Source organism: Microlunatus parietis, from assembly GCF_013407955.1.
GTDB classification, from domain to species: Bacteria; Actinomycetota; Actinomycetes; order Propionibacteriales; family Propionibacteriaceae; genus Microlunatus; species Microlunatus parietis.
The window spans coordinates 2,108,354-2,134,165 of record NZ_JACCBU010000001.1 but is presented as its reverse complement, the minus strand read 5'-3'; the positions used below and the strand labels follow the sequence as shown (position 1 = coordinate 2,134,165).

At 68.9% G+C, this 25,812-nt stretch carries 23 protein-coding genes and 1 pseudogene; 7 read left to right on the top strand and 17 right to left on the bottom strand.

What is annotated here, in order from left to right:
• Positions 1–38 precede the first annotated feature (38 nt).
• The 7 genes from BKA15_RS10110 to BKA15_RS10080 form a co-directional block, all read right to left on the bottom strand.
• Positions 39–800 carry a GTP pyrophosphokinase gene (locus BKA15_RS10110; protein WP_312878922.1) on the bottom strand — a complete coding sequence of 254 codons (762 nt, stop codon included), beginning with the start codon at positions 798–800 and terminating at the stop codon, positions 39–41.
• Between the two features lie 45 nt (positions 801–845).
• A complete protein-coding gene (locus BKA15_RS10105) occupies positions 846–1,931 on the bottom strand; it encodes an LLM class flavin-dependent oxidoreductase (RefSeq protein ID WP_312878921.1) in 1,086 nt (361 codons plus the stop codon).
• Between the two features lie 41 nt (positions 1,932–1,972).
• On the bottom strand, positions 1,973–3,184 hold the full coding sequence (locus BKA15_RS10100; protein WP_179750386.1) for an alpha-hydroxy acid oxidase: 1,212 nt from the start codon (positions 3,182–3,184) through the stop codon (positions 1,973–1,975).
• Positions 3,185–3,275: 91 nt separating this feature from the next.
• Positions 3,276–3,866, bottom strand: coding sequence for a TetR/AcrR family transcriptional regulator (locus tag BKA15_RS10095; protein WP_179750384.1), 591 nt, complete (start codon positions 3,864–3,866; stop codon positions 3,276–3,278).
• Positions 3,863–5,440 carry an ATP-binding cassette domain-containing protein gene (locus BKA15_RS10090; protein ID WP_179750382.1) on the bottom strand — a complete coding sequence of 526 codons (1,578 nt, stop codon included), beginning with the start codon at positions 5,438–5,440 and terminating at the stop codon, positions 3,863–3,865. The genes BKA15_RS10095 and BKA15_RS10090 overlap by 4 nt, the downstream gene beginning before the upstream one ends.
• A 176-nt stretch (positions 5,441–5,616) precedes the next feature.
• On the bottom strand, positions 5,617–6,114 hold the full coding sequence (locus BKA15_RS10085; RefSeq protein WP_218871182.1) for a nuclear transport factor 2 family protein: 498 nt from the start codon (positions 6,112–6,114) through the stop codon (positions 5,617–5,619).
• A 46-nt stretch (positions 6,115–6,160) separates the two neighbouring features.
• The gene (locus tag BKA15_RS10080; RefSeq protein WP_179750380.1) at positions 6,161–6,898 is read right to left on the bottom strand and encodes an SDR family oxidoreductase; all 738 of its coding nucleotides are present in this window, start codon (positions 6,896–6,898) and stop codon (positions 6,161–6,163) included.
• Between the two features lie 134 nt (positions 6,899–7,032).
• Between BKA15_RS10080 and BKA15_RS10075 the strand changes: the two genes are divergently transcribed.
• A complete protein-coding gene (locus BKA15_RS10075; protein WP_312878919.1) occupies positions 7,033–7,917 on the top strand; it encodes a helix-turn-helix transcriptional regulator in 885 nt (294 codons plus the stop codon).
• A gap of 25 nt (positions 7,918–7,942) precedes the next feature.
• Here the strand turns inward: BKA15_RS10075 and BKA15_RS10070 are convergent, their stop codons facing one another.
• Positions 7,943–8,521, bottom strand: a complete 579-nt coding sequence (locus BKA15_RS10070; protein ID WP_179750376.1) for a superoxide dismutase family protein — start codon at positions 8,519–8,521, stop codon at positions 7,943–7,945.
• A 95-nt stretch (positions 8,522–8,616) separates the two neighbouring features.
• Here BKA15_RS10070 and BKA15_RS10065 point away from each other — a divergent pair, with 95 nt between their 5' ends.
• The gene (locus BKA15_RS10065; RefSeq protein WP_179750374.1) at positions 8,617–9,597 is read left to right on the top strand and encodes a threonine ammonia-lyase; all 981 of its coding nucleotides are present in this window, start codon (positions 8,617–8,619) and stop codon (positions 9,595–9,597) included.
• 32 nt (positions 9,598–9,629) lie between these two features.
• Here the strand turns inward: BKA15_RS10065 and BKA15_RS10060 are convergent, their stop codons facing one another.
• The gene (locus tag BKA15_RS10060) at positions 9,630–10,562 is read right to left on the bottom strand and encodes a phosphotransferase enzyme family protein (protein WP_179750372.1); all 933 of its coding nucleotides are present in this window, start codon (positions 10,560–10,562) and stop codon (positions 9,630–9,632) included.
• A gap of 142 nt (positions 10,563–10,704) precedes the next feature.
• Here BKA15_RS10060 and BKA15_RS10055 point away from each other — a divergent pair, with 142 nt between their 5' ends.
• Positions 10,705–11,604 (top strand): phosphotransferase, encoded by a 900-nt coding sequence (locus BKA15_RS10055; protein WP_179750370.1) that lies wholly within the window; start codon positions 10,705–10,707, stop codon positions 11,602–11,604.
• Here the strand turns inward: BKA15_RS10055 and BKA15_RS10050 are convergent, their stop codons facing one another.
• Together BKA15_RS10050 and BKA15_RS10045 are read right to left on the bottom strand one after the other, a co-directional pair.
• Positions 11,605–13,116: an inositol monophosphatase family protein gene (locus BKA15_RS10050; RefSeq protein ID WP_179750368.1), complete on the bottom strand. Its 1,512-nt coding sequence runs from the start codon at positions 13,114–13,116 to the stop codon at positions 11,605–11,607.
• 34 nt (positions 13,117–13,150) lie between these two features.
• Positions 13,151–14,032, bottom strand: coding sequence for an intradiol ring-cleavage dioxygenase (locus tag BKA15_RS10045; RefSeq protein WP_179750366.1), 882 nt, complete (start codon positions 14,030–14,032; stop codon positions 13,151–13,153).
• A 297-nt stretch (positions 14,033–14,329) separates the two neighbouring features.
• On the opposite strand from BKA15_RS10045, the gene BKA15_RS10040 reads away from it, so the two are divergent.
• Positions 14,330–16,666: an Ig-like domain-containing protein gene (locus BKA15_RS10040; protein WP_179750364.1), complete on the top strand. Its 2,337-nt coding sequence runs from the start codon at positions 14,330–14,332 to the stop codon at positions 16,664–16,666.
• A gap of 20 nt (positions 16,667–16,686) precedes the next feature.
• Positions 16,687–18,186, top strand: coding sequence for an ABC transporter substrate-binding protein (locus BKA15_RS10035; RefSeq protein WP_179750362.1), 1,500 nt, complete (start codon positions 16,687–16,689; stop codon positions 18,184–18,186).
• A gap of 43 nt (positions 18,187–18,229) precedes the next feature.
• Here the strand turns inward: BKA15_RS10035 and BKA15_RS10030 are convergent, their stop codons facing one another.
• The 3 genes and pseudogenes from BKA15_RS10030 to BKA15_RS10020 form a co-directional block, all read right to left on the bottom strand.
• A complete protein-coding gene (locus BKA15_RS10030; RefSeq protein ID WP_179750360.1) occupies positions 18,230–18,796 on the bottom strand; it encodes a Uma2 family endonuclease in 567 nt (188 codons plus the stop codon).
• A gap of 196 nt (positions 18,797–18,992) precedes the next feature.
• Positions 18,993–19,457 (bottom strand): annotated as a pseudogene (locus tag BKA15_RS37235) (aminoglycoside phosphotransferase family protein); the annotation flags it as partial.
• A 115-nt stretch (positions 19,458–19,572) separates the two neighbouring features.
• Positions 19,573–21,060, bottom strand: coding sequence for an aldehyde dehydrogenase family protein (locus tag BKA15_RS10020; protein WP_179750358.1), 1,488 nt, complete (start codon positions 21,058–21,060; stop codon positions 19,573–19,575).
• Positions 21,061–21,115: 55 nt separating this feature from the next.
• Between BKA15_RS10020 and BKA15_RS36810 the strand changes: the two genes are divergently transcribed.
• Together BKA15_RS36810 and BKA15_RS10010 are read left to right on the top strand one after the other, a co-directional pair.
• The gene (locus tag BKA15_RS36810) at positions 21,116–22,069 is read left to right on the top strand and encodes an AraC family transcriptional regulator (RefSeq protein WP_179750356.1); all 954 of its coding nucleotides are present in this window, start codon (positions 21,116–21,118) and stop codon (positions 22,067–22,069) included.
• A 2-nt stretch (positions 22,070–22,071) separates the two neighbouring features.
• Positions 22,072–22,836, top strand: coding sequence for a phytanoyl-CoA dioxygenase family protein (locus BKA15_RS10010; RefSeq protein WP_179750353.1), 765 nt, complete (start codon positions 22,072–22,074; stop codon positions 22,834–22,836).
• Here the strand turns inward: BKA15_RS10010 and BKA15_RS10005 are convergent.
• From BKA15_RS10005 to BKA15_RS09995, 3 genes are read right to left on the bottom strand one after another with little or no spacing between them, the layout of a single operon-like run.
• On the bottom strand, positions 22,830–23,933 hold the full coding sequence (locus tag BKA15_RS10005; RefSeq protein ID WP_179750351.1) for a Gfo/Idh/MocA family protein: 1,104 nt from the start codon (positions 23,931–23,933) through the stop codon (positions 22,830–22,832). The two genes, BKA15_RS10010 and BKA15_RS10005, sit on opposite strands and share 7 nt — an antisense overlap.
• Before the next feature lie 42 nt (positions 23,934–23,975).
• A complete protein-coding gene (locus BKA15_RS10000; protein WP_179750349.1) occupies positions 23,976–24,890 on the bottom strand; it encodes a carbohydrate ABC transporter permease in 915 nt (304 codons plus the stop codon).
• Complete coding sequence (locus BKA15_RS09995) at positions 24,887–25,810, bottom strand: carbohydrate ABC transporter permease (RefSeq protein ID WP_218871178.1); 924 nt, start codon at positions 25,808–25,810, stop codon at positions 24,887–24,889. The genes BKA15_RS10000 and BKA15_RS09995 overlap by 4 nt, the downstream gene beginning before the upstream one ends.
• Between the last annotated feature and the right edge of the window lie 2 nt (positions 25,811–25,812).

The window sequence follows — 25,812 nt, the reverse complement described above, 5'->3', positions numbered from 1 at the left end:
GATCCGGGCCGCGCTGCGTCGCGGTTGGGCGCCGCCCGTCAGTCGAGCCCGGACTGCTGGCGGGCGTGCCAGAGTTGCCGCAGCACCTCGTCCGACGGGGTCAGATCATCCGAGGCCGTCGGTGCGGCCTCAGCGACGTCGGCCCGGTGGATCTCCTCGTGCAGCCGCTGCATGGTGCCGTCCAGCCGATGCGCGGTCTCGGCGGCCTGCTGCAGGTCGCGGAGCAGCTCGGTCGGCACCTGCTTGCGGTACTTGTAATAGATCTTGTGCTCGAGGCTGGCCCAGAAGTCCATCGCGATCGTCCGCAGTTGCACCTCGACGGTCACCGGCACGACCCCGTCGGACAGGAAGACCGGCACCTCGACGATCCCGTGCAGGCTGCGATAGCCGTTCGGCTTCGGCTCGGCGATGTAGTCGCGGACGTCGAGCACCTTGACGTCCGCCTGGCCGGCCAGCAGATCGAACACCCGGTAGACGTCGGAGACGAAGCTGCAGGTGACCCGGACCCCGGCGATATCGGTGATCGTCTCCCGGATCGCGGAGAAGGTCGGCTCGCAGCCCTTCCGGATGATCTTGTCCAGAATGCTGTCCGGCGCCTTCAGCCGGGACGAGACGTGCTCGATCGGGTTGTAGTCGTGCAGCTGACTGAACTCGTCCTGCAGGATCTTGATCTTGGTCGACATCTCGTCGATGCCGAACTTGTACTCCATCATGAACCGGGTGAACTCCTCGCGCAGTTGGCGGAGGTCACCCAAGCTCTGGGGCAGCAGGCGTTCGGGGCCGGAGGACGTCTCGATCACCCGGCCAAGGGTATGCCCGCTACCTGACCCGTCCCTGTGCATTTCTCAGGCAATCCGAACCGGGTCCGGCTCCGCCAGCGCCCCGGCCAGCAGCCGCAGCGTCTGCTCCCGGGCGGGGGACCGGTCGGCCGCGGTGCCCGCGAACGCCCCGGCGATCGGGTGGATCATCACCTCGTCGACGCCGTACGTGTGGGCAAGATCACGAAGGGCCGCGGCGGCCGTGGGTGGGTCGCCGACCACCCAGCGAGCGCTCATCGCCTCGGCCAGTTCCCGGTGCGCGGCGGGCAGTTCGACCTGCTCGGCCTCCTCGACCGTCGGAGCCGGTTTCAGCTCGCCACCGGTCCGCAGCGCGATCATCGCCAACTGCTGCGGTACGGTCAGCCGCCGCGCCTCCGCCTCGGTCGGCGCGACGGCAGCGTTCACGGTCAGGAACGTCCGCGGCTCGGCGAGCAGGTCGGATGGCCGGAAGTTCGACCGGTAGACCCGCAGCGCCTCCTGGGTCCCCTCGCCGGAGAAGTGATGTGCGAAGACGTACGGCAGCCCACGCGCCGCCGCCAGCTCGGCCGAGTAGAGCGACGAACCGAGCAGCCACACCACCGGCGTCGCGGTGGCCCGCGGCGTGGCCCGCAACGGGTACCGGCGGCCCTGCAGATCGAGCTCGACGCCCTCGGTGTCCATCAGCGCGATCACGTCGGACACGTAATCGGGGAACCGCTCGACGTCGGCGTCGCCGCGCCCGGCCGCGGTCCGCAGCACGTAGTTGGTGACCGGGTCGCTGCCCGGCGCCCGGCCGATGCCGAGATCGATCCGGCCCGGGTAAGCAGCCTCCAGCAGCGCGAACTGCTCCGCCACCACCAACGGCGCGTGGTTGGGCAGCATCACCCCGCCGGAACCCACCCGGATCCGCTGCGTGGCCGCCGCGATGATGCCGATCAGCACCGGCGGATTCGTCGCCGCCACGGCCGGCATGTTGTGGTGCTCGGCCACCCAGTAGCGGTGGAAGCCGAGCTCGTCGGCGGTCTCGGCGAGCCGCAGCGACGCCCGGATCGCGTCGGTCGTGGTCTGGTCGGTGCGCACCGGCACCAGGTCGAGTACGGACAGCGCCAGATCGGTGTGCGGCAGTTCGGTCACGACGAGGAACAACCTCGGCGGCCGGGTGCCTTATTCCGCGGTCAGTTGAGGGTGACCATGGACGGCTCGAGCTCCTCGATCGAGCGGGCGCCGAGCAGCTTCATGGTGCGGGCGATCTGGCTGGTCAGGATCTCGATCATCCGGTCGACGCCGGCCTCGCCGCCCGCCATCAGCCCGTACAGGTAGGCGCGGCCGACCAGGGTGAACTTCGCCCCGAGCGCCATCGCGGTGACGATGTCGGTGCCGGACATGATGCCGGTGTCGACCATCACCTCCAAGTCGTTGCCGACCTCCCGTACCACCTCGGGCAGGAGCCGCAGCGGGATCGGCGCGCGGTCCAGCTGGCGGCCGCCGTGGTTGGACAGGATGATCCCGTCGACCCCGAGCGAGGCCACCAACTTGGCGTCCTCGACGTTCTGGATTCCCTTCACCACCAGGGATCCGGGCCACTGGTCCTTGATCCAGGCGAGGTCGTCGAAGTCCACCGTCGGGTCGAACATCACGTCGAGCAGTTCGGCGACCGTGCCGGACCAGCGGTCCAGGGTGGCGAACGACAGCGGCTCGGTGGTGAGGAAGTCGAACCACCACCAGGGCCGCGGGATCGCGTCGACGATCGTCTTCGGGGTGAGCGTCGGCGGGATCGTCAGCCCGTTCCGGGTGTCCCGCAGCCGGGCCCCGGCGACCGGGACGTCAACGGTCACCAGCAGCGTGTCGTAGCCGTTGTCGGCGGCCCGCTGGACCAGGTTCATCGACCGGTCGCGGTCCTTCCACATGTAGAGCTGGAACCACTTCCGGGTGTCCGGCCCGGCGGCCCGAACGTCCTCGATCGAGGTGGTGCCCATGGTGGACAGCGAGTACGGGATCCCGGCCCGCCCGGCCGCGCGGACGCCGGCGACCTCACCCTCGGTGTGCATCATCCGGGTGAACCCGGTCGGGGCGATGCCGAACGGCCAGGCCGACTTCTTGCCGAGCACCTGGACCGAGGTGTCGATCGACGACACATCGCGCAGGATCCGCGGGTGCAGGGTCACGTCGCGGAACGTCTGCCGGGCCCGGGACAGCGAGAACTCCTCCTCCGCCGCCCCGTCGGTGTAGTCGAACGCGGCCCGCGGCGTGCGCCGCTTGGCGATCCGGCGCAGGTCCTCGACCGTCAGCGCGTTCGCCAGCCGCCGCTTCTTGGGATTGAGCTCCGGCCGCTTCAGCTGCATCAGCGGAGCGAGATCCTTCGGGCGGGGCAGGCGGCGTTCGACCATGACTTCCTCGACGTTCGATCCGGGTGGGGCGGCTGTCATTGTCCCGTACCGGAGCTGTGTGGGCGCGACAGGGCCAGCGCGGAGTGCCGATTCAACCGGAGCGACTGACTCCCTCCGCGGGCCGGAGGGCGGCCCGAGCAGCGGCGGTCAGGGCTTCGGGCGGCACCGGGCGGTGCAGGATCAGCCGGCGGTAGTAGAGCGGTGCGACCAGCCGCTCGATCAGCGCGGTCGGGTCCGTGTCGGGCGGCAGGTCGCCGCGTTCGATCGCGTCGGTGACGACGATCGCGGCGCGCCGGTTCTGATCGTCCAGGAACGCGGTCAGGGCCGCGGCCGCGGGCTCTGAACCGAACGCGGCGGCCATGCAGGCTCGTGAGATCGGCCCGATCACCGGATCGTCAAGGCCGTCCAGCACCGCCCGGCCGACGCCGACCAGGTCCTTGATCAACTCTCCGGAGCGGTCGGGGGTCCAGTCATTGCGTGGATGCTCGGCAAGTGCGGCGGCGAGCAGCAGGTCGGTGGTCGGCCAGCGCCGGTACAGGGTCGACTTGTGCACGCCGGCCCGGGTCGCGATCGCCTCCATGGTCAGGCCGCCGTGACCACGTTCGACCAGCTCGGCGAACAGGGCGTCGAAGATCGCGCGGGTGTTGCGGGCGGTCCGACCGCCCGGTCGTGCGGCCGTCACGACAAGGGCCGATCGTCGATCCGGAGTTGATCATGGTCCCGGGACAGGTGCCAGCGCCGGGTGGTCCCGACCCGAGTGAACAGGTCGTGATCATGACCTGCGACGACCAAGGCGCCGCGGAACCCGGACAGGGCCGTGATCAACTGGCCGACGCTGGTCAGATCGAGGTTGTTGGTCGGTTCGTCCATGATCAGCAATTGTGGCGGAGGCTGGGGGAGTAGCAGCAGGGACAGCGTGGCGCGGAAGCGTTCGCCACCGGACAGGGTGCTGGCCGGGCGGTCGACGCTGTCGCCGCGGAAGCCGAACCGGGCCAGCCGAGCCCGGATCGCGTTGTCGTCGGCCGGTCCGGAACCGGTCAGATTCTCCAGCAGGGTACGGCGATCGTCGAGCAGGTCCAGCCGCTGCGGCAGCCGGCCGACCCTGGCCGCCGGCGTCGCCGCGGCCAGGGCGTGCAGCAACGTGGTCTTGCCGACGCCGTTCGCGCCGGTGACGGCGATCCGCTCCGGTCCGCGGATGATCATGGTCCGATCCGGCAACGCGAGTTCGGCGATCACCTTGCGCTCCGGCACCTCGGTCCCGGGCAGGTCGATCCGGATCGCCGGGTCGGTCCGCACCTGGTCCTCGGCCCGGCGCAGCTCGGCCGCCGCCTCGTCCAGCTTGCCCTCGTGCAGCAGCCGGTACTTGCCGGCCGATACCTGGGCCTCCCGGGCGCGCTGTCTCATGATCACCTTCGGCCGGCGCTTGTTGACGTAGTCCGTGTGCGCGTACCGCTGCCGGCGGGCCAGCGCGACGTGCACGTCGGCGAGCTGGCGGCGTTCCTTGCGCAGGGTGGACCGGGCGTCCCGGACGTCGCGCTCGGCGGCCTGCTGCTCGGCCTCGAGCGTCGCGCGATAGCTGCTGTACGGCCCGCCGAATAGGCGCAGTTCGCCGCTGTACAGCTCGGCGATCGCGTCGACCAGCCCGAGCAGTTCCCGATCATGGCTGACGATGATCAACAGGCCGGGCCAGCCGTCGGTGACCAGCCGGTAGAGCCGGTCCCGGGCCGTCCGGTCCAGGTTGTTCGTCGGCTCGTCCCAGACCGTGACCGGTGCTCGGCGGAGCAGGGTCGCCGCGATCCCGATCATGGTCGCCTCACCGCCGGACAGTGACGCGACGGAGCGGTCGAGCCAGTCCGGTCCGGCCGTGATGCCGACCCGGGCCAGGCTGGCCAGGGCCCGATCCTCGACCTGCCAGTCGTCGGGGGACAGGCTGAGGTCGCCGGCGGTCGGCGTGCCGGCCAGCACCCGGGCGATGGCGGCCCGGAGTTCGGTGATCGCCAGCAGGTCGGAGACGGTACGCCGATCGCGGGTGGCGATCGTCTGCGGCAGCACCGCGACCGGGCCGGAGGTGCGGACGGTGCCTGCGGTCGGCACGAGTTCGCCGGTGATCAGACGCAACAGGGTGGACTTGCCGGTGCCGTTGTCGCCGACCAGGCCGATCCGTTGATCCGTCCAGGTCGCGTCGATCCCGGTGAACAGCTGGTTGCCGTCCGGCCAGCCGAAGCCGACCCCGGACAGGTGCAGATTCCCGGACATGCCGTCCAGCATAGCAGGCTAATGCGACATTCGTTGCATTTACGAGAGGCGTGGCCGGGCCCGCCTATCTCGCGACCGTCGTGATGACGAGCTGACCTTGCGGCCCACGACAAACCCGTGTGTTGTGGTCAGCGATGTCCACGGCGGGCAGCATGGTCCACCGTGGCCCGCCTTCGTCAGGACGAGGGGTTCACGCGGTCTATCAATTCGCGGATGGCTACTGTGTCCAGGTAGGCGTGCGCCTGCACAACCAGGCCCCGGCGGAGGGTGAGCACCCAGCAGTAGTCGTTGCGGTACGGCAGGCCGTCGAGAGCGATCGCTTCGCCGGTGAACTGCGCGACAACCGTGTTCCCGGATGCCAGCAGGTTGCTGGGCGTCATCCGCAGGATGGTCTTCAGACGGGTGAGGATCGGGCCGGAACCCTCGTCGAGGAATTCCTGCTTGCTGTAGTAGGTACGGCCGTTGACGACGGTCCAGGTCACCCGGTCATGCAGGATGTCGTAGAAGCTGCCGCCGCTGTTCTGCAGCGCGAACGCCCTTCTCACGATCGCCTTGTTGCCGCCCGGCGAGCCATGGTCCGGCGGGGCCGCCGTCGCGGAGGGGCTCGCCAGTGCGAGCCCACCCAGACCCAGGGCGAGCGTGCCGAACACTCGCCTGCTCTGCTGCTGTGTCATGTCCTGCTCCTTTCGTTCGTTCTGTCTCAGGGCCTGCGTGGCCCGGCTATTGGGCGCTGCCGGAGGGCCGCACGATGATCTCGTTGACGTCGACCTGCGGCGGTTGCGCCACTGCGTAGGCGATGGCGTCGGCGATCGCGGAGGCGGGTAGCGCGACGGCGCGGTAGGCCTTCATGGCTTCCCGCGCCTGGGCATCGGTGATGCTGTCGGCCAGTTCGGACTCGGTGACGCCGGGGGAGACCAGGCTGACGCGGATGGTTCCGTCCGATTCCTGGCGCAGTCCTTCGGAGATCGCGCGTACGGCGAACTTGGTGGCGCAGTAGACGGCGGCGGTGGGGGAGACCTCGTAGGCTCCGACGGACGCGATGCTCACGAAATGCCCGCCGCCCTGCTCGCGCATCACCGGTAAAGCTGCGGCAATGCCGTTCAGCACGCCGCGTAGGTTGACGTCGATCATGCGGTCCCACTCGGCGGTCTTGAGCGCGGCCAACGGGGACAGGGGCATCACCCCGGCGTTGTTCACCAGCACGTCGACCCGGCCGAATTCGGCTTGGGCGGCGGCGATGAATTCACGCGTGCTCGTCGCGTCGGTGACGTCCAGCCCGCGGAACGCCGCGATCCCACCGGCCTCAGCGAGGTCAATGGCCAGCCGCTCGAGTCTCGCGACCCGGCGTGCGCCCAGGAACACTCGATGCCCATCGGCTGCGAGCCTTCGGGCGGTTGCTTCGCCGATCCCGCTGCTCGCGCCGGTGATCAGGACGGCGGCCTTGCTCGAATGCTCCATCCCTTCGTCTCCTCTGTGTTGCGAAAGGTCCTCGACGACGACCTTCGTCCGCGCGCCGCGGAGCGACAAGGGTGGCTGGTTCCTGGGTGTGGCACACCCAGGCAAGCGGTCGTTCGATGACCTACCGTGGAGGGGTGACCGGCAACCTCTTCGGAGAGTTCCTGCGGGCACGCCGGGCACGTCTGCGGCCGGTCGACGTGGGGCTGACTTCGTACGGCCGTCGCCGGGTCACCGGACTGCGGCGGGAGGAAGTTGCTGTCCTGGCAGGGATGAACGCGGACTACTACGCCCGACTGGAACAAGGGCGTGAGCGCGGTCCTTCGCCGCAGATCCTCGACGCTCTCAGCGGGGCGCTCCAACTGGACGACGCGACACGGGAGCACCTGTACCGGCTTGCCGGCGCGCAGCCGGGCCAAGCACCGCAGCCTCGGCGGACCGTCGATCCGACGCTCAAGCAGCTACTGGACGGCTACGCGCACACTCCGGCGTTCGTCCTCAATCCGGCACTCGACTTCCTGACCGCCAATGCCTTGGCGTGCGCACTGTTCTCCCCGTTCCAGCGCAGGGACAACCTTGCCCTGATGACCTTCCTCGACCCAGTGGCTCGCCGTTTCCACCGGCAGTGGAGCCGGGCGGCCGAGGCCACCGTGGCCAGCCTGCGCCACGCCACCGGCCTTCACCCGCACTATCCGCGCCTGAACGAACTCGTGCGTTCGCTCGTCGCCGAGAGTGCCGAGTTCGCCGAGCTGTGGCGTTCGCACGCCGTCCGCGGCAAAGCCAACGACACCAAGGAACTCATCCACCCCGAGGCGGGCCCACTGTCGCTGAACTATCAGACCTTCGACGTTCCCGGCGCGTACGGTCAGCAAGTCGTCGTCTACCACGCGCCGCCGAACAGTCCCACGGCAGAGGCACTCACCCTTCTCGGCACGCTGGACGCCACACGACGGCAGAACGATTCAGCGGCAGCGAGAAACCGAACGCGCGACGCCGCATCCGGTCGACCGCCGCCAAGCTGACCCGCTCAGGCAGCAGTAGTCGCCCTCACGGAACGAGGGGCAGGCAGGCCAAGCGGCCGCCGGCCATGCCGGCGTGATCGGTCGGGTGCTCGTGGACGACCACCGAGCCGATCCCGTCACCGGCGGTCGGGAGAGCGAACGGCACCACGGTCGTCGCGTGACCGCGACCGTGCCGGTCCACCGTGATGTCGAGCCACACCTCGGTGGTGGCCGAGATCCGGGCCGGCTCGCGGCTGGTGGTCTTGTCGTGGTTGTAGTGCGGCCCGGCGGCCTCGCCGTCGCCGGCGACGCACGGCCCGGTGTGCACGTGCACGCCGTAGCTGTGGCCGGCGGCCGCCGGGTCCAGGCCGGAGACCTCGAGCTTGGCGACGGTGGCAACCACGCCGCGGACGACCAGTAGCCGGGCCGCGGCGCCGTCGGTCGGGTCCGCCTCCGGGCGCAGGTCGGACAGGGGACCGGCGTCGACGGTGATCGTGCCGTCCAGCAGTCCGGCGGCGGGTCCGCCGTCGTCGGCGTAAGCGGGGGAGAGGATGAGGCCCGGCAGCAACGCCCCGAGCGTCGCGGCAGCGATGATCATGGAACGTCGGACGGGGCTGGAAGGCATGGTCTTCTCCTGGCAGACGTACGGGTCCCCGAGCGGCCCCAGTCTTGCGCATCGCCGCCGTTGACTCCGAACCGGCCCGCGACCATGATCATCCGGTGACTGCAGACTACAGAGCAGCGCTTCCCGTGTCCGCCGCCGACGTGCGGGCTGCAGCCGAGCGCTTGCGCGGCGTCGCCCATCGGACACCCGTGTTGCGCTCCCGCACCCTGGACCAGATCGTCAGTGCGCCGGTGCTGCTCAAGTGCGAGAACCTGCAGCGGGTCGGGGCGTTCAAGTTCCGTGGCGCGTACAACGCGATCGCCCGGCTCACCCCGGAGCAGCGGAGTCGCGGCGTGGTCGCCCACTCGTCCGGCAACCATGCCCAGGCCGTTGCGCTGGCCGCCCGCGAGCTCGGCGCGTCGGCGGTGATCGTGATGCCGAAGGACACCCCGCGGCTCAAGCTGGACGCGACGGCCGGCTACGGCGCGGAGATCGTCCCCTACGACCGTTACACCGAGGACCGCGACGCCATCAGCGCGGCGCTGGCGCAGGAACGCGGATTGATCATGATCCCGCCGTTCGACCATCCTGACGTGATCGCCGGGCAGGGTACGGCGGCGCTGGAACTGATCGAGGGCGCCGGGCCGCTGGAGACGTTGGTGGTGCCGGTCGGTGGCGGCGGCCTGGCGGCCGGCTGTTCGGTGATCGCGACCGACCTGTCGCCTGGCGTACGGGTGATCGGCATCGAGCCCGAGGCCGGCGACGACACGTACCGCTCGCTGGCGGCCGGCGAACGGATCGCGGTACCGGTGCCGCATACCCTGGCCGACGGCCAAGCCGTGCCGCAGCCGGGTGAGCTGACGTTCGCGATCAACCGCCGACTGCTCGACTCGATCGTCCTGGTCAGCGACGCGGAACTGGTCGAGGCGGTGCGCTGGGCGTACGAGCGGCTCAAGATCGTTCTCGAACCGAGCGGTGCCAGCCCGCTGGCCGCCCTACTGACGGCCAAGATCAACTCCAGCGGACCGGTCGGCGTCATCCTGTCCGGCGGCAACATCGGCGCCGAGCAGTTCGCCCGGTTGATCATGGAGAGCTGATCACCACCCGCAACCGGATCGGTCCATCCCTCTCACCACCGGGCTGCAGCCAGCCAGGCGACGGTGCTCAGACTCTGTTGATAGGCGGCCGAATCACCGTCCCGGCGGGACCGCCAGTCGGCCATCCCGATCGCGACCGTGAACATCATCGGCACGACGGCGGCGAGTTCGCGGTCGGTCACCGGGCACTCGGCCCGGAACCCTTCGAGATAATGCGGAAGTACTGCCGCCAGCGCCGCCGGGTCGCCGTTGTCCAGGTGCGCGGAGAGCCGGCTGGTCAGGTAGTAGCTCAGGTCCCGGATCCGCGGTCCCGACGGAAGATGATCAAGATCGATGAAGCCGGTCACCGCACCGTCGTGCAGCAACAGGTTGCCGACGTTGCAGTCACCGTGCGTGACCCGTTGGGTGGGCAGGCCGACGATGGCCTCGTACGATCGCCGGCGGTACGGCAGTGCGAGTTCACGCAGGGACTCCGGCATGCCGTCGAACCGTTCCCACAGGATCTCTTGCGCCGGGTCGTCGGTGAACGAGGTCACCGGCCACGGGCAGTCGGCCAGGGCCAGTTCCAGCCGGCCGATCGCCGCCCCGATGGTGTGCGCGAGTTCCGGTGACTCGGTGAGCCGCGGGTCGCTGGGCAGCGCCGGAATCAGCACGTAGGCGTGGGTTCCGGTCGGCAGCTTGTCGGTCGGGCCGGTGCCGAGGCGGTCGGCGTTGTGCGCGATCAGCCCGTCATCGGTGATCATGGGAACCGCGACCGGTACCCCGCTGTGCTGGAGGTGCAGCAGCACCCGGTACTCGTCGACCGGCCCGGCCCCGGGCGCCCACTCCGGCAGCCTCTTGATCACCCACTCCCGCCCGTCCTCGGCGATCACCCGCCACAGCTGGTTGCTCACGGTCACCATCGGTTCCAGCCGAGCCGCCCCGACGATCCTGCTCCAGGCCTTGACGGCCTCGTGTTCATCCATCACTTCAGGCTAAACACATGAACCTGATCGCGCACGACTGAAATCGACATCAACTTTCGGTTGTCGCATCCCGTCGCCACGTGACAGAATGTGGGAGGCACCTCCTCTAGGCCCCCTCCGAACTCAGGAAGGGGCTTTTCTCATGTCAACTGATCATCCGATCGAATTCCGGCTCTCGGAGAATCCGTGGGCGCCGACGGCCGTCGTCGAAGAGATCAATCTCCGCACCGCGAGCGGTCTGGTGCTGACCGGCCTCGCCGACCAGGTCGGCGGGGTCAGCAGTGCCGCGTTCGTTGCCTGGCCGGACGGCCGGCAGTCGGCGCTGACCCGGCCGCGAGCGTCGCTGTCGTCCGTGGAATTGACGGCCACCGTACTCAATGAGGTACGGAAACAGGGGCTTCCGGTGCCCGCGTACCAACTGGTGCTCGACCTGCACGACGGCTATGTGGCGGTGGTGCAGGAGCGGCTGCCGGGGCGTCATGTCGAACACCTTGATCAGACCACCGTGGCCGCCTTCGTCGCCGCGAACGACCGCTTCGCTGGTCTGTTGCGCCGGCATCCCGAGGTGCCGCCCCCGCCGGACTTCCCGACCCATGGTCCGGGCTACGGAGTCTTCGAGGACACGATCGGTGGGTACGGCACGCGGGGACGCCGACTGCTGGCGCGGCTGCTCGAGGTGGACAGCGGCCGGCCGCTGCGGATGCACGGCGACGACCTGGTCCACACCGACTACTCGCCCGGCAACGTCCTGTTCGACGACTCCGGCCAGGTCAGCGGCATCGTGGACTGGAACTTCGGCGTGGCGCGGGGAGACCGGCACTATGCGCTGGTCGGGCTGCCGTGGGGCAGTATCGGGCGCAGCACCATCAAACCTGCGGAGCAGCGGGCAATCGATGCCGTGCTCGGTCGACTCGAGTCAGTGACCCTGCGCAGCTACCAGGCCCACCACGCCGTGCACCGGGTCCATCGCTCGATCACCGAGGGCTTCGCCAGGCAACGGATCGAGGCCGACCTGGGCTTTGCCGAGGAGATCATGAGTTGATCAGGCCGAGTCCTGCCAGACCGACCAGAGGGCGCGGGCCGTGGCGGCGTCGCGGCCCGCGATCACCGGCTCGCCGGGCACCGGGATCCGAGCCGCACCGGCCGGATCGAGGACGGTGCCGCCCGCCTCGAGGATGATCAACACCGCGGCGGCGTGGTCGATCGGGCTGTAGCTGTGGATGATCGCGGCCGCACCGCGTCCGGCGGCGATCCCGGCCAGGGTCGCGGTGCCGGAACCGGGGATCCGCAGCGTGCAGTGCCGGTTCGCCAGCCGCTCCATCAGGGTGGTCAGGCCGGGCCAGGGCCGGGCGCCGGCCAGTTCGGTGAACACGACGGCGCCGGCCAACGGCTCGAGCCCGGGCTGCGCTGCGATCTGCAGCCGCTGCCCGTTCCGCCAGGTGCCGCGGCCCGTCGCGGCGGCGACCGGCGCCAGCGACGCCGGATCGATCACCGCACCGACCACCGGCCGGCCGTCCTCGACGAGGGCGAGGGAGAAGCTGGTCCAGGGCACGCCGTTGGCCAGGTTGGCGGTCCCGTCGATCGGGTCCACGTACCAGCACGGCCGGCCGTCGGCGACCCCGCCGTACTCCTCGCCGACCAGATCATGATCAGGAAACTGCGCGCCGATCACGTCACGGACCCGGCGCTCGATCGCGCGGTCCAGTTCGGTGACGTGATCGGCCGGACCGGTCTTGGTCGCCACCGGACCGACTCCGTTCCGCCGGGCCCGTCGGGTGATCTCGGCGGCGTGCCCGGCCAGCTCGGTGGCGATCGCGACCTGGCGACCGCGTTCGTCCAGGGCCGGCGCGGCGACGGCGTCCCGGGCGATGCGGACGCGGTTGGTCGTGATCGAATCGACGCCGATGACGGCCAGATGGGCTGCCTGGGCCGGGTCGTCCACGGTCCAGCAGGAGACCGCGGCACCAAGATCATGGACTGCCTCGACCCAACTCCGCCCGACCAGCAGATGGTTGGCGTTGACCACGGCGGGCCGCAGGTCGGCCAGGTCGGCCGAGGTCGGCGGCCGGGTGGAATACCAGGGCTGCCAGATCTCGGCATCGGGCAAGGCGGCCCTGATCATCCGCATCGCGTCCGGATGACCGCACCAGGCCGAGACGTCCTCCGCCGCCGCATCCCGTACGACCTCGACCGCGGGACCGGCCGGCCCGGGCTCGTCCAGGTCGATCAGCAAGATCGCCCCGGTGCCGCGGACCAGCTCCAGAGCCTCGGCCAGCAAGGGGATCCGGCGATCGCCGCCACCCAATCCACGAACCTCGGCCAGCTCCATCTCGCCGACCGCTCGCGGATCGCCCCAGAGCCGCTCCAGTGTCGCATCGTGCAGCAGCACGACGGTGCCGTCCCGCGTCACCCGGACATCGACCTCGATCATCCGGACGCCCTCGTCGAGAGCCGCCTTGATCGCCGCCACGGTGTTCTCCCGCAGTCCCTCGGGCTCGGAGTGCATCCCGCGATGTGCGACGACGCGCACCATCGCCTTCGGCCGTCTGCTCATGATCGAAACGTACGGCACGCCTCGATCGACATGATCATCGGGACGGGGGCCGGCCGCCACCCGTCGGCTCCGTGGTCGTGTCGACGCCGACCTTCAGCGATACCTGATAGCCGTTCTCGACGCTGCCGGTCGTGGTGCCGAGCTGGGTGACCCCGCCGTCGTCGCCGAACACGTTGTCGGAGTCCAGGCTGATCCGAGACAGGTTGCTGACCGACTGCTGGTAGCCGTCGGTCGCGTAGACGGCGTCGCAGGCATCCTGGGGCAGCGCGACCTGTGAGGTCGAGATCGCGTTCGTCGCATCGGCGATGCTGTCCTGATCCGGATACACCTCGAAGTGGATGTGCGGCCACCGCCCCGAGTAGCACGCCGGGAAGATGCTGGTGAACGTGACCTTGCCGTCGGCGTCGGCTATCTGCACGCCGCGCAGATAGTTCTCGTTCTCGACTCCCTCGGAATACATGGAGTAGCGGCCCTCCCGATCACAGTGCCAGACATACACCGCGACTCCCTCGAACGGAACGTCACCGCCGGCCAGGTCGATGATCGTCAACGTCAGTTCCAGCGGCACCCCGGCGGCGGTGGCGCCGGTGCCGAAGCTGGTCCGGAGGTCGCTGCGGATGATGCCGGACTGCTCCAGCACGTCGGGGCCGTTCGATCCGTCACCCGGGTACGGCCCCGCCGTCTCGTCCGGAATCTCAGTCAACCCGCCGTCACCGGTGGCGCCCGAGGTTTCGTTGGCTGCACCGGACACGCCGCAGGCCGTGAGGCCGGCAGCGGCCGTGCCGATCCCGAGGGCGGTCAGCATGGAGCGGCGGCTGAACAACGTACCAAGATCAAATCCGAGGCCCTGGTCGACCACCTCCTCGTCCGGGCGGGGCAGGGTCCGTCCCTGGTAGTCGCCGTCGCTCTGCTGCATCGGATGCTCCTCGTCGGATCGTTGTGCGAGTACGGCCACCAGCCTGCTCGGACCGCGTTGGCCGACGCTGTGCTCCTGCTGTGGATCGCCCATGAAGCACGCCGTGGGACGACCGGGCGATGCGGCATGCCGGTCAGGCCAGACGAGAACCGTTGTGAACAAGCCGTGAGAGCGACTCTTGACGCTCGTGAAGCGCGCAACCTAGCATGTGGCATACCACCGGCATGCAAAGCCGTGGTCGCGACGTCCGGGACGTCGCGCGAACTTCTGTGCACCGTCTGACCAAAGGAGTGTCCGGTGACCGAAGCACATCCGAAACGACCGATCCGCGGCTTCGGCCGCCGTGGCTTCCTGGTGGGGGCCGCGCTGACCACACCGGCGATCATGGTCGCCCAGCAGGTGCAGTCGGCGCCGGCAGCCCGTGCCGAGCCCGACCTGCCGGCCGACAGCAAGCTCGACACGAGCAAGATCAACAAGCGCAAGCCGCCGGCTCAGCAGCAGGCCGTCGTCGGCAACACCGTGCCCGCATTCCCGGGAGCCGAGGGCGCCGGGAAGTTCACCACCGGCGGTCGGGGCCACCCCGTCTACGAGGTCACCACGTTGGCCGACTCCGGCCCGGGATCGCTGCGCGACGCGGTATCGCAGAGCAACCGCATGATCGTCTTCCGGGTCGGTGGCACGATAGAGCTCCAGGGCGGCCTGGACATCACCGGCTCCAATCTGACCATCGCCGGCCAGACCGCGCCGGGCGACGGCATCGCGGTGGTCAACAACGAGTTCACCGTGGACGGCGACAACATCATCATCCGCTACCTGCGGGTGCGCGGCGGCGACCGGATGGGGACGCCGATCGACACGTTCAAGGGCGAGGGCCGGCGCAACCTGGTGATCGACCACTGCTCGGTCAGCTGGGGCGTCGACGAGTGCTTCTCCTTGTACGGCAACTACGACGTCACGGTGTCGCACTGCTTGATCGCCGAGGGCCTGACCATGTCCGCGCACGAGAAGGGCCGGCACGGGTACGGCGGACTGTGGGGTGGCCAGAACGTCACGTACCACCACAATCTGCTGGTCCACCAGGGTGGACGCAACCCGCGGTTCAGCTTCGTCGAGCACCTTGATCAACTCGTGGACCACCGCAACAACGTGATCTACGACTACGGTTTCACGTCCTGCTACGGGGGCGAGTGGTGCGAGGGGATCAACCTGGTCGCCAACTACTACAAGCCCGGCCCGGCGACTCTGGCCGGGACCGCGCCGGAGATCGTCGCGCCCGGCCGGGGCGGTCGCTGGCACGTGTCGGAGAACGAGATCGAGGGCCATCCCGAGATCACCGCGGACAATCTGGCCGGGATCACGGTGCCGGTCGGCGGCATCACTCATGCGGCCGAGCCGATCCCGTTCCCCAACGAGATCAGGACCCAGACGGCTCAGGAGGCGTACCAGGCGGTGCTCGCCGACGTCGGCGCCAACCTCCCGCGCCTCGACGCCGTGGACGCCCGGCTGCTGGCCGACGTCCGCAACGGGACCGGCCGGTTGATCAACTCCCAGACCGAGGTCGGCGGCTTCCCGGTGCTCGAGTCGGCCGAGCCACCGGGCGACCGTGATCACGACGGCATTCCGGACGACTGGGAGAAGGCGCACGACCTGGATCCGAAGGATCCGGCCGACGGCGCGGCGATCGGTCCGGACGGCTACAGCAACCTGGAGCGCTACCTGAACTCGTTGCAGCGTGACAGCGCGGCGAATCCCGAGGTGGTGATCACCTCACCGAAGCAGAACCAGGTCTTCGCCGACGCCGCGGCGGAACAGGAACTGGTGATCACCGCGGAGGCGACGGCCGACGGCGACGCGACGATCACCGCGGTCGAGTTCTTCGCCGGCGACAAGTCGCTCGGCGTCGTGAAGTCGGCGCCGTACAAGATCACCTGGTCCGGCGTCACCGACGGCACCTGGTACCTGACCGCCCGGGCCACCGACAGCCGGGGCCTGAAGACCCAGTCCACCGGTACGCCCGTCCACGTCAACCGCACCACCGACCTGGCCGGCTGGACCTCGACCGACGTCGGCGACGTCCCGATCGCCGGTGCCGCGGCGTTGAAGGGCGACGACGCGTTCACGGTCAAGGGATCGGGCAAGATCTGGGCCAAGCAGGACGCGTTCCAGTTCGTCCACCGGGAGATCGAGGCGGGCCCGTCGTCGATCGTGGAGATCATCGCGCGGATCGACCGGCTCAGCCGCGTGTACGAGGGCGTCTACGCCGGCCTCATGATCAGGGAGACGCTGGAACCGGACTCGCCGTACTTCACCGGCGGCATTGTCTGGTCCGCCGGCGGCCTGAAGGGCCACGTGTCCCGCTTCGCCCGCTTCGGCGATGAGCCGAGCATCAGCCCGTACCCCTGGGACGACGATGAACTCGACGCCAAGCCGTACTGGATCCGGTTGATCAAGCGGGGCACCGAGTTCGAGGCACACCTGAGCACCGACTCACTGCAGTGGACCCGAATCGGCTACGAACGGATCCCGATGGCCGGTCGCGTGCACATCGGGTTGGCGGTCGACGGCAACCAGGAGTCGAACGCGATCAACAACTACGCCTCGGCCGACTTCGCCGAGGTCCGGGTCAATTCCTGACCACGTGGAGAGAGAGGACGATGATGTCATCAACGAAACTGCGGGCTCGATCCCGTACGCGAAGTCTGCTGATCAAGCTCGGTGCGGCCCTGGCCGGGCTGACCTTGATCAGTGTCCCCGGCGCGGTGGCCGACGAAGGCGCCGCGGCGGAGCGGGACTGCTCCGACCCCGGGGCGACCCTGGTGCCGAACAGGTACGACGAGGAGTTCTGCGTCTTCGACGACGAACTGTTCGTCTTCGCCGCGAACTACAAGCCGTTCGAGTACTCGCCGACCGAGGACCGGCAGGCGACCAGAGTCTTCGACGAGATGATCGGCAACAAGCTGCGCGCGGCGTTCCCCGATCTCAAGATCAAGTACGCGACCTGGGACATGCCGATCCGGTACGAGGATCTGCAGGCGGCCGGCGTGGTGCCGGACATCGTGATCGACAATCCGCGGAACCGGATCGACCGTGATCTTGAACCGCTCGGCTGGGTCGAGGACATGACTCCGGGACTCGCGGAGGCCGGAGTCGATCTTGCACCGCTCAACCAGGCAGCGATCGAGCTGGTCCGGTCCCGGTCCGACGGCGGCCTCTACGGCGTCCCGGTCTTCATCGACGAGCATCTGCTGTTCTACAACAAGGCGATCTTCGACAAGTTCGGCCGGTCGTACCCGAAGCCGGGCTGGACGTACGACGACGCCTACAAGGCCGCGAAGCGGCTGACCCGGCAGGACGGACTGGCCGCCTACAAGGGTTATCTGCAGCATCCGGACAACTACCTCGAGTTCAACCAGCGCGGCCTCTACCCGTTCACCGACGCCGGCAGTGAGCAGCCGGCGCCGGAGGACGTCGCGATCGACCTGACGACGGAGGAGTGGGCGGAACTCGGCGCCAACCTGGAACGGTTCCTGCTGATCCCGCGCAACGGCTTCACCACGGTGGACGACCTGGTGAAGGGTGACATGAGCCGCCCCGGACGGGTCGCGATGGCGGTGGACTCGTTGCGCAAGCTGCCCCTGTACGCCGGCAGCGAGTTGATGACCGACGACGGCGACGAGGAGTCCTACGCCGAATGGATGAAGTCGGTCGACCTCGGCATCGCGCCCGTTCCCGTGCTGGAGCAGGGATCGACGACGATCTACCAACCGAACACGCTGGCCGCGTTCGTCACCAAGCAGTCGGCGAAGAAGGAGGCTGCGTACCAGGTGATCAAGTGGCTGGTCTCGGAGGAGGCACAGACGGAGCTGTCCCGGCACGCGATCAAGGCCGTGCTGCCGACCGAACAGGTGATCGCCTCGTTCGGTGAGGCGATCCCCGAGTTGAAGGAGATCGACACCTCGGCGGTCTACTGGGGCGAGAATGCCACCGTGACCGGCTACCAGAACACCGAGTACTGGGACATCCCGCTCTACATGGTGTTCCGGCAGCACGTCCTCAAGGACGCGATGACCGTCGACTCAGCCCTGATCGTCGCCGACCAGGAGGACATCCCGGCCTACATCAAGTCCCGAGCCGAGGCCGGCTTCGACTTCTAGTTGATCTTGGACCCTGGGCCTGCCGAGTATCTTCTCGGCAGGCTCAGGGTCGGTTGCCGAGCAGCTTGATCAGGTCAAGCTCCACCGGGCTCGCCCCCACGCCGGCGCTGCCACGAGATTCCCGGTCGTCGAGGTGGAGCAGCGGCGTCCAGCCGCTGCCGGAGTTCGCGTAGAGGTCCAGGGCACGGAGTTCGGGGTCCAGAATCCAGTACTGCTCGATGCCGGCACCGGCGTATTCGCCCGACTTGCGTACCGTGTCCTCGCCGCGCGTGCTCGGCGACAGGATCTCGACGACCAGCACCGGTGCCTCGGAGACGAGGAACCCCTCCGGTGGTCGCCGGAGCACAGAGATGTCGGGCACCCGGACCCGGTTGTTCGGAAGCTGAACTCCGACATCCTGGACCACGTCGAGACCGGGCAGCGCGGCGTCGAGCAGTGAGGTGAGCCGGAACGACGCCTTCTGGTGCGGGTGCGACGCCGGGGAGTTCACGACGACCTCCCCGTCGACCCACTCCGTCTTGGGTTTCGCCGGGAGCGCCCACCACTCCTGGTACGACATCCGCTTGCGCTGCAGCCCTGGCACGGCTTCCTCCGGTTTCGCTTCGGACACATCGAGTCTCCTTCCATTCTGCGCCTTGCGCAGTGCTCGTGTCAGCTTGCCGAGGCCGCTGACACTCAGAGCGCGTCGACGAGCCGCTGTGCCGTGGACCGCCGGGCCGCGCCCGGTCGTTCTGGCCGGTGTCGTGCAGCCAGGAGACGAACTGGACCAGCTTTCCGGTCAGCCACAGGTGGGTGCGGCGAGGAGACACCTCCAGCCGTTCCGCCAGGCGGGGGATCCGGCCGATCGGCTCCGGATCGGCGTGGATCTGGTAGAGCAGATGGATGGCGAGGTCGTAGGCGGGCTCGCCGATCACCGGTCGCGGATCGATCGCCAGCCAGCCGCGAGACGATTGCAGGACATTCCGCGGGTGGAAGTCGCCGTGCAAGATCAACTCGGCCGGCGTCGTCGCCGCCAGCTCGTCGAAGAGCTCGCCGCCGTCCCGGTACAGGGCCGGCCCGAGCCGGTCCGCGCGCTCACGCAGCCTGACCGCCTGGCGGTTCGCGATCTCCGAGAGCAACGGGAGCTCGAGGTCGGGCGCTGGTGACCACAGACGTGGCAGCAGGTCCGCCGCCGCGGCATCGGACTCCGCTGCAGCCAGTTCGACCACCGCGCCACCCGGCTCGCACAAATCGATCAAGAAGGCGTTGTCGGCGGCCTCGTACGCCAGCAACCGAACCAGCCCGCGCGGATCGTAGGCCCGCCAGGCGGCAGCAAGATCGATCGTCTCGTGGCTGGGCAAGCCGATCTTGAGGACGGCCCGGGCCCTGATTGATCATCGCTCGACGCTAACCGACGCCTCCGACACCCGCCGGGGCAGCGTTGTGCCAGATGTGCTTGATCTCGCGGTACTCGTCCAGTCCGGTCGGCCCGAGCTCCCGCCCGACGCCGGACTGCTTGTAGCCGCCCCATTCCGCCCCGGGCAGATACGGGTGGTAGTCGTTGATCCAGACCGTGCCGAGGCGAAGCAGCCCAGCCATTCGCTGGGCTCGTTCCTCGCTGCCGGTCCACACCGCGCCGGCCAGACCGAAGATCGAATCGTTGGCGAGGCGGGCCACGTTCCGCTCCAGGTCGGTCGCCGATGCACCGCCGAACGTCTCGATGGTGATCACCGGACCGAAGGACTCTTCCCGTACGACGGTCATCCCGGTTCGGCACCGGTCCAGGACCGTCGGCCGGTAGAAGAACCCGGGGCTCAGACTCGGGTCGTCCGGAGCGGCCCCGCCACAGCGGAGTTCGGCACCCTCGGCGAGGCCGGCCGCGACATAGGCGGCGACCTTGTCCCGGTGTTCCGCGCTGATCAACGGGCCGGCCTCGGCCCGGGGATCGAACGGTCCGCCGAGCCTGATCTGCTCGGCCCGGACGACGAGCCGGTCGGTGAACTCGGGGGCGATCGAGTCCTCCAGGAGCAGCCGGGTGCCGGCCGAGCAGACCTGCCCTGAATGCAGGAAGGCGGCGGTGAGGGCGAACTCCAGCGCCGTGTCGAGGTCGGCATCGGCGAAGACGATGTTGGGATTCTTGCCGCCGAGTTCGAGAGTCACGCGTTTGACGGTCGCGGCGGCCGCTGCCATCAGCCGACGGCCGGTGGCGAGTCCGCCGGTGAAGCTGATCAGGTCGACCGCCGGATGCTCCGCCAGAACCGCTCCGGCCTCGGGTCCGGCCCCGAGCACGAGGTTGGCGACACCGCCCGGCAGCCCGGCTTCGGCCAGAGCGGCCGTCAGCATGATCGCGGTGGACGGCGTGAGCTCGCTCGGCTTGAACACCAGCGAGTTCCCGGCGGCCAGGCACGGCGCGATCTTCCAGGCGGCCTGCAGCAGCGGATAGTTCCACGGCGTGATCAGCCCGCAGACACCGACCGGCTCCTTGATCACCCTGCTGGTCACCGTGGCCATTCCCGGGTCGACGCGCCGGACCGGATCGGCGGTGCTGATCAGCGCCGCGTAGTAGCGGAACACCGCGATCACGTCAGCGACGTCCTGCTGGCTCTCCGCGAGCCGCTTCCCGGTGTCCAGGCTCTCCGCTCGGGCGAAACGATCATGGTCGCGGGCCAGCAGGTCGGCGACCATGGACAGCACCTCGCCGCGCTGGTGGGGTGAGCGAGAGCTCCACCGCCCGTCGTCGAAGGCGTGCCGGGCCGCCTCGATGGCCGCGACCGTGTCCTCGCGCCGTCCCTCGGACACCTCGGCGACCACCCGGCCGTCGGCCGGGCAGGTGATGGTACGGACAGCGCCGGCGGCGGGCTCGCACCAGCGCCCGTCGATGAACAACTCAGCCATGACGCTCCTCGTCGTGATCTTCAGGCCGGGTGGCGTGGTGTGACAGGGTGAACCCGTGTCCGAGCCACGGCTTCCGCTCGAGTCCGACTGGATCCGCCAGGACCACGTCGACCTCGAAGGTCTCTGGGATCGCGCCGTGTTCCGCCTGCACGAGGTGTACGACGTCGCCGTCCGGCCGGGGTGGCGCCTCGAACTGGCCGAGCAGCCCTGGGCCGAGGTCTGGCTGATCCAGCGCGGTCGCTGCCAACTGGTCCTCGGTGATCAAGAGGCGGTCGTCGCACCCGGCCAGTTGGCGATCCTGCGACCGGGCCGTACCCGTAGGTCGTGGAACGGGGCGGACGAGGTGCTCGCTCTGGTCGGGTTCGGCTGCAGCGTGATCTTCGCCGGAGCTGTCGATCTGCTGGGCGAGCTCGAGTTGCCGTTGGTGCTGGCCGACCCCGGCGAGGAGCTCCGGTCGCTGGTTCGCGCCACCGTCGGCGCTGCGCGCGGGCAGGGGACCGACCGTGCGTTCAGCGCCCCGGCGTCGGCCCAGTTGGCGCTGGCCAAGATCGTCAACGCGGCCGGCGTCGATCTGACCGAGATCAGTACGGGCGCGATCACCGGCACGATTCCCCGGCAGTTGATGTTGCGGCCGGAGCTGCGCGCGGTACTGGATCTGATCGCCGAACGGTTCGCCGAGCCGCTGGACCTGCGCCGGCTGGCCGAAAGCGCTCACCTGTCGCCGAAGCACCTGGCGCGGACGTTCCGGGACACCCTCGGGACGACGCCGATGGCCTACCTCAGACGCTACCGGCTGCTCCGGTCCAGCGAGTTGTTGATCACGACGGCCCGGCCGATCACCCGGATCGCCCACGACTGCGGGTTCACCGACTCGGCGCACTTCTCGCGGGCCTTCCGGGCCCAGTTCGGCGTCAGCGCCAGCAGGTTCCGTGATCATGCTCGCTCCTTCCGGTCAACTGATCGGCACTCCGGGACAAGTCCGGCCGGGCTCGGAAACCTAGGCTCGTGATCATGACGACAGAACAAACCGCCGTTCGGCTCGACGCCGACCAGATCGCGGCCTTCCACCGGGACGGGTTCCTCCGGCTGGAGGCGCTCACCACAACGGCCGAGGTGGCCGCCCTGCGGACCGTTTATGATCAACTGTTCGCCCGCGGCAGCGCGGCGTTCGAAGCCGGTGATCATCTGGAGCTCGGAAAGCTTGACGACGACGGGCAGGAGACCCTGCCGCAGATCCTCAACCCCCAGAAGTATGCGCCGGAGCTGATCGAGATCCAGGCCCGCGCGAACGCGCTGGCGGTGGCCCGGCAGCTGCTCGGCGACGAGGCCGCGCCGGCCGGTGATCATGCGATCAGCAAGCCACCAGCCCACGGCGCGGCCACACCCTGGCACCAGGACGAGGCCTACTGGGACCCCGCGTACGACCACACCGCGTTGAGCATCTGGATGCCGCTGCAGGAAGCAACGGTGCAGAACGGCTGCATGCAGTTCGTGCCCGGCAGCCACCGTGGCGGGGTGGTGCCGCACACCCTGGTCGATCCGGAGGCGCACGCGCTCCAACTCGCCGACCCGATCGCCGACGGCGTGGAGCGGGTGGCCGTGCCGCTGCCGCCCGGCGGGTGCACGATCCATCACTGCCGGACCCTGCACTACGCCGGACCGAACACGTCGCAGGGCACTCGCCGCGCCTACATCATGGCCTTCGCGGTGCCGCCGACCCGGCTGGAGACGCCGCACGCGTACCCCTGGCAGAGAGCCGAGTGGTCCGGTCAGTGAGTCGGATCGTGGAGCAGATGGGCGTCGGCGCGGTCCCCGTCGTCGGCGAACGTGGGAGGGGTGAACGTGCTCTCGATGTCGAGCGTCCGCCCCTCCCGCGCGGACTCGATCGCCTTGATCATGATCTCCAGCACGTGGTACGCGTGCTCCGGCCGGATCACCGGCTGCTGATCATGGCGAATGCAGTCCACCAGGTGGCGCAGGCCGTCCGTCCACGGCCAGTGCGGATCCTGCTCGCGATGCAGTTGCCAGGCCCCGATGTCGTTGCGCCACAACTCGTAGCCCTCCGGAGCCCAGTCGTCGCCCATCATCTGGATGGTCCCGGCCCCGCCGTACAGTTCGACGGCCGGGCCGCGGTACGACTGCATGGAGAAGCCGGTGGTCACGGTGCCGAAGCAGGCGTCGCCGAAGTCGACGGTGATCTGGAAGTTGTCCTCGACCTCGACCTTGATCAACTCGCCATCGACACGGCGTTCCGGGATGGCGGTGCCGGCCATCGCCGTCACCCGCCGGGCCGGTCCGATCAGGCCGGTCAGCGTGGTCAGGTTGTAGACGCCGAGGTCGAACAGCGGCCCGCCGCCGGACCGGTAGAACCACTGGCCCCACCACGGTCCGGCCCAGCCGTAGCGGGCCCGGGCCAGATGGATCCTGCCGACGTCGCCGCGGTGGAGGTGCCGCCAGATCGCCTGGTACGTGGGACTGAGCACGACGTGCGGGGCGCAGACCAGGTGACCGGGGCTGCGCTCGGCAACGGCCAGGAGTTCCCGGGCTTCGGCGAGCGTGGTCGCCATCGGCTTCTCCACCAGGACGTGCTTGCCGGCCTCCAGCGCGGCCTTGGCGATCGCCCCGTGCTCCGGCATCGAGGTCAGCACCAGCACGGCGTCGACGTCGTCGGCCGTGATGATCTCCCGGTAGTCGGTGGCGAACCGTTCGATGCCGAGCTCGTCCCGGACGAACGCCGCACGGTCGGGGACCACGTCACAGGCGGCCACCAACGAGACCTCGCCCCGTTCCCGGAGTTGCCGGGCCAGCCTGGTGTACGGGCCGGACATCACGCTGCCGCAGCCGACGAAGGCGATTCCCACCGGACGATCCATGGTGCTCTCTCTTTCTCGGTCGTTGATCATGAAGGGAACGGGTCAGCCCTGGATACCGCTGAGCGAGATCCCGCGCAGGAAGTAGCGCTGAGTGAAGGCGAACAGGACGATCAGCGGCAGCGTGACCAGCACCGAGGCGGCCATCAGCAAGCCCCACTCGGTGCTGCGCTGCGACTGGAAGGCGAACAGGCCCATGCTCAAGGGATACAGGTCCGGATCCGACAGGTATACCAGCGGTCCGAAGAAGTCGTTCCAGGTGCCGAGCCAGGTGAACACCGCCACCACGGCGAGCGCCGGCTTCACCAGTGGCAGCATGATCTGCCAGAAGATCCGGAACTCGCCGGCCCCGTCCACCCGGGCCGCGTCGGAGAGTTCGCCGGGCACGGTCAGGAAGAACTGCCGCATCAGGAAGATGAAGAACGCGCTGCCGAGGAACTGCGGCGCGATCAACGGGGCCCAGGTGCCGATCATGCCGAGCGTCCTGAACAGGACATAGGTCGGGATGAAGATGATCAAGCTCGGGATCATCATCGTCGCCATCGTCACGGCGAACAGCAGATTCCTACCGGGGAAGCGCATCCTGGCGAAGCCGTACCCGACGAGGGCCGAGGACAGCACGGTCCCGATCGTCACCGCGCCCGAGTAGAACACGCTGTTGGCGAGCATCTGGAGGAACGGGAACCCGGGGTGGCTGAGCACCGCGGGCAGGTTGCCCCAGGTGATCGGGTCGGGGAACCACTGCAGGTCCGGACTCAGGATCTGGGTGTTCGTCTTCAGGGCGGAGATGACCATCCAGTAGAACGGCAGGAACAGCAGCAGCGACATGGCGATCAGCACCAGGTGCCGGCCGAGGCCGACCACGGCGCGCCGGCCATGCCGCCGGCCATGGACGATCGGACGGCCAGCCGTGACCGGAAGCCGGGCGTCGGGCTCGCGGACTCGTACGTCGGAACTCATCGATCTACCCCCGCATAGAAGATCCAGCGTCGCGATGCCACGAAGATCAGCGCGGTCAGTGCGGCGAGCGCAAGGAACAGCACCACCGAGAGCGCCGAGGCATAACCCATGTCGAAATACCGGAAGGCGCTGCGGTAGATCAACACCACGAACATCAGCGTCGAGTCGAGCGGCCCGCCTTCGGTGCCGCCCGCGATGAAGGCCGACGTGAAGACCTGGAACGAGCCGATCACTCCCATCACCAGGTTGAACAAGATCACCGGGCTGAGCAGCGGCAGGGTCACGTGACGGAACCGGGCCAGCATGCCGGCACCGTCCAGATGCGCTGCCTCGATCAGCGACTGCGGAATGTCCTTCAGCCCGGCCAGGAAGATCAGCGCCGACGCGCCGAGACCCCAGAGCCCCATGATGATCAGCGTCGGCTTCGACCACGCCGGATCGCTGAGCCACCCGGGCGTCGGCAGACCGAGCCCGCGGAGCACCTCGTTCACCAGCCCGTTGGCCGGGCTGAACATCAGCATGAAGACGATCACACCGACCACCGGCGGCGCCAGCGTCGGCAGGTAGAAGATCGTCCGGTAGATGCCGATGCCCTTCGCCCCGAGGTTGAGCAGCAGCGCCAGTCCGAGTGAGGCGACCAGTCCGACCGGGACCGAGATGAGGGAGTAGTAGGCGCTGTTGCGGACCGCCACCCAGACCGCCGGATCGTTGATCATGGTCTCGTAGTTCTCCAGGCCGACCCATTCCGGCGGCTGGATCACGTTGTATTCGGTGAAGGAGAAGTACATCGAGGCGAGCACCGGGTACGCGGTGAAGATCACGAGGCTGAGAATCCACGGGGCGGTGAAGAGCAGCCCAGCCCGGGCCTCCCGGCGTCGCATCGCTCCCCGGCGCTCCGCTGGGCGGGCAGTCGGGCCCACGA